The following is a 6,000-nucleotide window of genomic DNA, read 5'->3' on the forward strand; positions in this document are numbered from 1 at the left end:
CCGCCATGCCGGGCCGATTTGCGCACGCACATGCAATGCCGGTCAGGGCGTTCGGGCCGGCCTTGCTCGCTTGGTTGGATTTGCTCGCTTGGTTGGGTTCGCTCGCTTGCCCGGCTTCGCCGGCTTGGCCGCCTTGGCTGCCTTGGCTGGCGTGCCTGCATTGGGGGCTTTGGCTGGTTTCGCTGGTCTGGCCTGCCCGGCCCGCTCGACCGTTTTGCTGGCCTTGGGCAACTGCACGGCTTTGGCCGCCCCGGTCGCTTTCGCTTTGGTCGCTTTGGTCGCTTTGGTCGCTTTCGTCGGCGCGAGCGGCTTGGCGATTTTCCCGACTTTCGCCGGCTGCGTTGGCTTGGCCGGCTTCGTCGCCTTCGCGGTCTTCGCAGACCGGTCGGTTTTCGCCGAGCCGGTTGCCTTGTCGGTCGAAGCGGCGACGCCGCCGCGCGGCGCATCTGTCTTCAGCGCGATCCAGGTCGGCGCGTGATCGCTGGCATGCGCCAGGTCGCGCACCCAGCGGTCCACGCCGGCGTCGTGCAGGCGCGCGGCCAGCGGCGGGTTCAGCAGCAGGTGATCGATGCGCAAGCCGGCATCGCGCTGCCAGTGCTGGCGGAAGTAATCCCAGAACGTGTAGATCCGGCGCTCGCCGTGCACCTTGCGCAGGCTGTCGGTCCAGCCTTGCGCAAGCAGGTCCGCATAGGCCTGGCGGCTTTCCGGCTGCAACAGCGCATCGCGGCGCCACGACGCCGGGTTGTAGATGTCCGCATCGGTCGGCACCACGTTGAAGTCGCCGATCAGCGCCACCGGATGCGGCAGTGCGACCAACTGCTGCGCATGCCGCTGCAGCCGCGCGAACCAGTCCAGCTTGTAGTCGAACTTCGGTCCCGGGCGCGGATTGCCGTTGGGCAGGTACAGGCAGCCGACCAGCACGCCATGCGCCATCGCCTCCAGGTAGCGGCTCTGCGTATCGCGCGGATCGCCCGGCAGGCCGCGCCGGCTCTCCACCGGATCGCTGCCCTTGGCCAGCACCGCCACCCCGTTCCAGGCCGACTGCCCCATCCACAACGCGCCGTAGCCGGCAGCGTGGAGTTCGGCGATCGGGAAGCCTGCATCCACGCTCTTGAGTTCCTGCAGCCCGACGATGTCCGGCGCCTCGCGCTGCAGCCATTGCAACAGCTGCGGCAGGCGGCTGCGGATGCCGTTGACGTTGTAGGTGGCGATCTTGAGCGTCTTCATCGCATGCGCCGTTGCAGAACCGGCCATCACCTTGGCCCAGCTACGCTCGGCGCATCGTGAAAACCGGCAGGCGCCCATGACCCCACTCGACAAACCGCTGCGCCGCGAACTGGAGATCGACGGCAGGCCGTATACGCTGACCGTGGACCCGGACGGCCTGAAACTCGCCGAGAAAGGCCGACGCAAGGGCCTGGCGTTGCGCTGGAGCGACCTGGTCAACGGCGACGCCGCGCTGGCCACTGCGTTGCAGGCCTCGCTTGCCGCCGGCAAGTGAGCAAGCGGCGCGGCATGCGGCGGCTGTCCTGCCGCATGCCGCGTAGACAATGGGCGCCTGCCGCAGCCGGCGCCGCGCAGACCGCGTGCCGCCCGCCCACGCCGATGGTATTTTCGGCCCAACGGCCATCGGCAAGGAGCGGACGCATGCAGTCGAACAACGGCACCGATCAGGCGGCAGGCGTTGGCCAGCGGCCGAAACGGCTGGCAAGCCTCGCCGTGCTGGCGCTGGTCGCACTCGCCGGCAGCGCGAGCGCGCAGCAGGACCCGCTGCGGATCGCGACCAAGACCGTCTATGCGAAGGACACGCCGGAGTGGCGCCAGATCCGCGCGTGGCTTGTGCAGCATCCCTCGACGATCGACGGCAAGCGCCTGGGCGATCCCGACCAGCTCAGCGCGGTGAGCCTGGACTACAGCGTGAGCCTGCCTGCCGCCACCCGCGCGGTGCCGCGGCCGCTGCCCTTGCCTGCGACCGGCACGCCCGGCGACAGCATCGCCATCGCATCGTGCGCACAGGGTTACCTGCAGTCGTGGCACTACGTGCCGGACGATCGCCCGCAGCACCGCTGGGACCTGCAGTCCTACACGCTGAAGCTGACCGCCGCATGCCCGGGTGGCGCCAGCGGGGACTGACGTGCCGCCCTGCGCGGAGATGGCGGCCCGGGTGCGGATCGGCGCGTTTCCGTCGGCCTTTCACTCGCAGCAGGAGCGGTTTCGACCGCGACCGACGAAGCAGCGCAACCACTGCCCCCGGCGACGCGTCGGAGCCGATGGCCCGAGACCGCCCAGGGTCCCTTCCGCAGCGCACCCAGCGGCAATGTCCATGTAGGAGCGACTTCAGTCGCGACGCGCTTTCCCGGTAACGCCCGTCGCGACTGAAGTCGCTCCCACAGAGGGCGTCCTGCGGATCGGAATCCCCTGACCGCATCGATCGCTGGCGTGGCATGCATCGCGACCCAAGCGCCCCCATCGTAGTTCCAGCCCGGTCCTCCATCCACGCCTCGCGGCCGCCCGCCACCTGGGCGACGCCTGCGCATATCGGCGACCGCGTCCATCGTCGCAGCGTGCGTGGCCGGTCCGCACGGCTTCGCGCGTTCGATGGAAGAACGCCACTGCGCCAGGCACGCCGCCAGCGCGCTCCCGCCTTGATGCAATCGCAGGGGCGTTCCGTCCATGCGACCCAATGAGCTAGCGAACCGGCAGCAGCGCGCTCGCGCCCAGCTGCCTCGCGCGCGCCGTGCGCCAACGCCACGCGACGCCAGGCAGGCGCATTCATCGCCTCGCGCATCGCACGGCTTCACATGGCCGCAGGGCCATGGCGGACAAGATCTGCCACTCGGCAATCGCTTGTCGATTTCCCGCCTTCTCGCACGTCGTATGCAACAAGGCGCCCATCCCGGCGCGCCGCACCCGGAGGTTCCCATGTCGTACGTCGATGGTTTCGTGCTGGCCGTGCCCACGGCCAACAAGGAGAAGTTCCTCGAACATGCCCGCATCGATTCGGTCTTCATCGAATTCGGCGCGCTGCGCGTGCTCGAATGCTGGGGCGACGACGTGTCGCGCGGCCAGCAGACCGACTTCTTCCGCGCGGTGGACGCCAAGGACGACGAAACGGTGGTGTTCTCGTGGATCGAGTGGCCGGACAAGGCGACCCGCGATGCCGGCATGAAGAAGATGATGGAAGACCCGCGCATGGATCCGGCGGTCAATCCGATGCCGTTCGACGGCAAGCGCATGATCTACGGCGGCTTCGTGCCGGTGCTGGAACTGAAAAAATAGCCGCGCAAGCGGGCGGCGTGCGACGGGCGCTGCGCCGCGACAGCGCATGCCGACCGCGCATGCCGCTTCATGCCGCGCTGCGACGACGGCGCAGCGCGGGGCGGCTCAGAACCTGTAGCTGAAGCTCAACGTCGCATTGCGTCCGGCGGCGTAGTACAGGTTGCTGTACTCGTCCAGCACGAAATACTTGCGATCCAGCAGGTTGTTCGCGTTGAGCTGCAGCGACGCCTGCGCACTGAAGGCATAGCGCGCCATCGCGCTGAGCAAGGTCACCGAGGCCTGGTCCACGCGCTGCGGACCGTTGGGGCCATCCACCGCGGCACGGCTGGCAGACTGCCAGTTGGCGCCGCCGCCCACGCTGAGCCGGTTCCAGGTACCCGGCAACCGGTACGTGGTGAACAGGCGCACCAGCGTGCGCGGCAGCGCGGTGCGCAGGTCGGCGCCGTCCGGGCCTTCCAGTTCGAAATGCGACCAGCCGAACGACGCGCTCCAGTCTTCGCTCAGTTCGCCCGACGCTTCCAGTTCGAAGCCGCGCGAGCGCGTGCCGTCCACCGCCACGTAGGCCTGGGTCAGGCCGTCGGGCAGGGTCTTGCCGACGTCGGCTTCGGCCACGTTGTCCTGGCGGGTGTCGAACAGCACCAGCGCGGTGTTGAGGCGGCCGTCGAGATGGCGGCCCTTGAGGCCGATCTCGCGGCTGCTGCCGAGCACCGGATCGAGGAAGCTGCCGTCGCTGCGGCGGTTGTCCTGCGGGTCGAAGATTTCGGTATAGCTGACGAACGCCGAATACACCGGGGTGATCGCGTAGATCAGTCCGGCGTAGGGCACGGTCTTGCGGTGGTCGTGGCGGAACACGCCGCTGTACAGGTCGTCGGTATCGTTCTTCCAGCGGCTGTAGCGGGCACCGGCGACCAGCGTCAGCGGCTCGGCCAGCGACAGGCGCGCGGCGGCATACGCGCCCTGCTGGTCGGTGCGGATATCGGTGACCTTGTCGGCGTCGGCCGCGAACTGCGGGTACGGATAGTCGCCGTTCCACTGCAGGAAATCGCCGATCGGCGCCAGCGTCTCGGTGGCGTTGACCCACGACCGCTTGGTGTAGCGCGAACCGCTCAGGCCCAGCACCAGCTCGTGTTCGCGGCCCCAGGCCTGGAACGGCCCGGACGCGTACACGTCGAGCATGTTCTGGCGGCCGCGGTCGCGGCTGCGGTAGGCGTACGGCTCCAGCGTCTCGCCGGTGCTGCGGTTGGGGAATCCATAGACGTAGAACAGCGCCATGTCGCCGTCGGTGGCGCGGTGACTGGCCAGCGCCCGCAGCTGCCAGCCATTGCCGAATTGGTGCTTGAGATCGGCGAAGGCGGTGGCGGTGGTGGTGTTCCAGTAGGTCCAGTCCGCGGCGCTGCTGAAGCCACGCGGCCACTCCAGGAAACTGCCGTCGTCGTAGAACACCGGGTAGGTGCCCCAGGTCACGCCCTTGGGCCGGTTCTTCTGGTAGTCGTAACCCACGCTCAGCGTGGTGGCCGCGCCGAGGTCGGCATCGACCACGCCGTACAGCACGGTCTTCTTCTTGCTGTAGCGGTCCAGGTAGGAATCGCCCTGCTCGTAGGCGCCGACCACCCGGCCGCGCACGCTGCCGTCGGCCGCCAGCGGCGCGGCGACATCGGCGGTACCGCGCAGGGTGTTCCACGACCCGGCGCTCAGCGCTGCGTCGGCCTGCAGCGTGCGGCTGTCGGCGCGCTTGCGCACGAAGTTGATCGTCGCCGACGGGCTGCCGGCGCCGGTGAGCAGGCCGCTGGCCCCGCGCAATACCTCGATGCGTTCGTAGATGGCCGTATCCAGGCTGGCATCGGCGGACCCGGAGTTGATCCCCGGCGCGACCGGCACGCCGTCGTAGGCCATGTTCTCGACCAGGAAGCCGCGCGCATAGAACAATACGCGCTCGGTGTCGTAGGCGTTGGAGGACACGCCGGTGACGTTGTCGAGCACGTCGCGTACCGAGGTCAGGTGCTGGTCCTCGATCCGCTGCGCGGTGACGATGCTGACCGACTGCGGCGTCTGCTGCGGGGTCAGCGCCAGGCGCGTCGCCGCCGCGGTCTGTTCGACCGTGTAGGAGCCCGCGCGTTCGGCGTTGACGTTGATCGCGTCCAGCGTGGTCGGATCGTCGGCGGCAGCCGACTGCGCCGCGGCCGACACCGCGATGGACAAGCCGACGGACAGCGCGCTCAAGCGCACGGCAGCGGCACGAAGAGGGAAAGCGGACATGGAAAACCCCTGAATGAAGTGAGACACAGGCAGGCGGCCTGTGCGGATTCTCACGACTGGGGCTGGCAGGAACACGGCTTGCGCGTCGTCAAGTCCGCGCAGTCTATCCGAGCGTCGCCGCCGGGACGAGCACGCCGCGCGGCCAGCGCAAGCGCCGTTTGCGGATGCGCATGGGCGTCTGCGCAAACAGACATCGGCGCGCGCAATTGCATCGCTGGCCGCCGAGGCCGCGCCAGACAGCGTGCCCGGTCGGACCGGGCACGCAGCAATGCCTGCGCCGCCTGTCCGTGAACACCCGATGTCCGGGTGCGGCGACCGCCGGCGCGTTCGCCGCGCGCACGCGGGCCGGCAGGTGCCGGGCGCCACCGCCTCGGCTACCATCGGCGGCGCGCCGAAGCCGGCGCTCGTCTTTCTGCGCACACGCCTGCCTCCCGCCGCCCATCCGCCCCCCATGAACCACGCCGC

General features: G+C 69.2%; 5 protein-coding genes. 3 read left to right on the forward strand and 2 right to left on the reverse strand.

Annotated elements, in window-relative coordinates; translation table 11 throughout:
- Nucleotides 1-42: 42 nt before the first annotated feature.
- Nucleotides 43-1,227 carry an exodeoxyribonuclease III gene (locus JR064_RS21930; protein WP_241093228.1) on the reverse strand — a complete coding sequence of 395 codons (1,185 nt, stop codon included), beginning with the start codon at nt 1,225-1,227 and terminating at the stop codon, nt 43-45.
- A gap of 76 nt (nt 1,228-1,303) precedes the next feature.
- Here JR064_RS21930 and JR064_RS21935 point away from each other — a divergent pair, with 76 nt between their 5' ends.
- From JR064_RS21935 to JR064_RS21945, 3 genes are all read left to right on the forward strand, one after another.
- Nucleotides 1,304-1,501 (forward strand): hypothetical protein, encoded by a 198-nt coding sequence (locus JR064_RS21935; protein WP_179569351.1) that lies wholly within the window; start codon nt 1,304-1,306, stop codon nt 1,499-1,501.
- Nucleotides 1,502-1,647: 146 nt separating this feature from the next.
- On the forward strand, nt 1,648-2,133 hold the full coding sequence (locus JR064_RS21940; RefSeq protein ID WP_206231130.1) for a hypothetical protein: 486 nt from the start codon (nt 1,648-1,650) through the stop codon (nt 2,131-2,133).
- 789 nt (nt 2,134-2,922) lie between these two features.
- On the forward strand, nt 2,923-3,279 hold the full coding sequence (locus JR064_RS21945) for a DUF1428 domain-containing protein (RefSeq protein ID WP_179569355.1): 357 nt from the start codon (nt 2,923-2,925) through the stop codon (nt 3,277-3,279).
- 105 nt (nt 3,280-3,384) lie between these two features.
- Here JR064_RS21945 and JR064_RS21950 read toward each other — a convergent pair whose 3' ends face one another.
- Nucleotides 3,385-5,505 (reverse strand): TonB-dependent siderophore receptor, encoded by a 2,121-nt coding sequence (locus tag JR064_RS21950; protein WP_338123913.1) that lies wholly within the window; start codon nt 5,503-5,505, stop codon nt 3,385-3,387.
- Nucleotides 5,506-6,000: the final 495 nt, after the last annotated feature.

It is taken from the genome of Xanthomonas bonasiae, from assembly GCF_017163705.1.
GTDB classification, from domain to species: Bacteria; Pseudomonadota; Gammaproteobacteria; order Xanthomonadales; family Xanthomonadaceae; genus Xanthomonas_A; species Xanthomonas_A bonasiae.

Coding starts and splice junctions, on each gene's coding strand:
- JR064_RS21940 (WP_206231130.1), top strand. CDS start 1,648: ATGCAGTCGAACAACGGCACCGATCAGGCGGCAGGCGTTGGCCAGCGG.
- JR064_RS21930 (WP_241093228.1), bottom strand. CDS start 1,227: ATGAAGACGCTCAAGATCGCCACCTACAACGTCAACGGCATCCGCAGC.
- JR064_RS21935 (WP_179569351.1), top strand. CDS start 1,304: ATGACCCCACTCGACAAACCGCTGCGCCGCGAACTGGAGATCGACGGC.
- JR064_RS21945 (WP_179569355.1), top strand. CDS start 2,923: ATGTCGTACGTCGATGGTTTCGTGCTGGCCGTGCCCACGGCCAACAAG.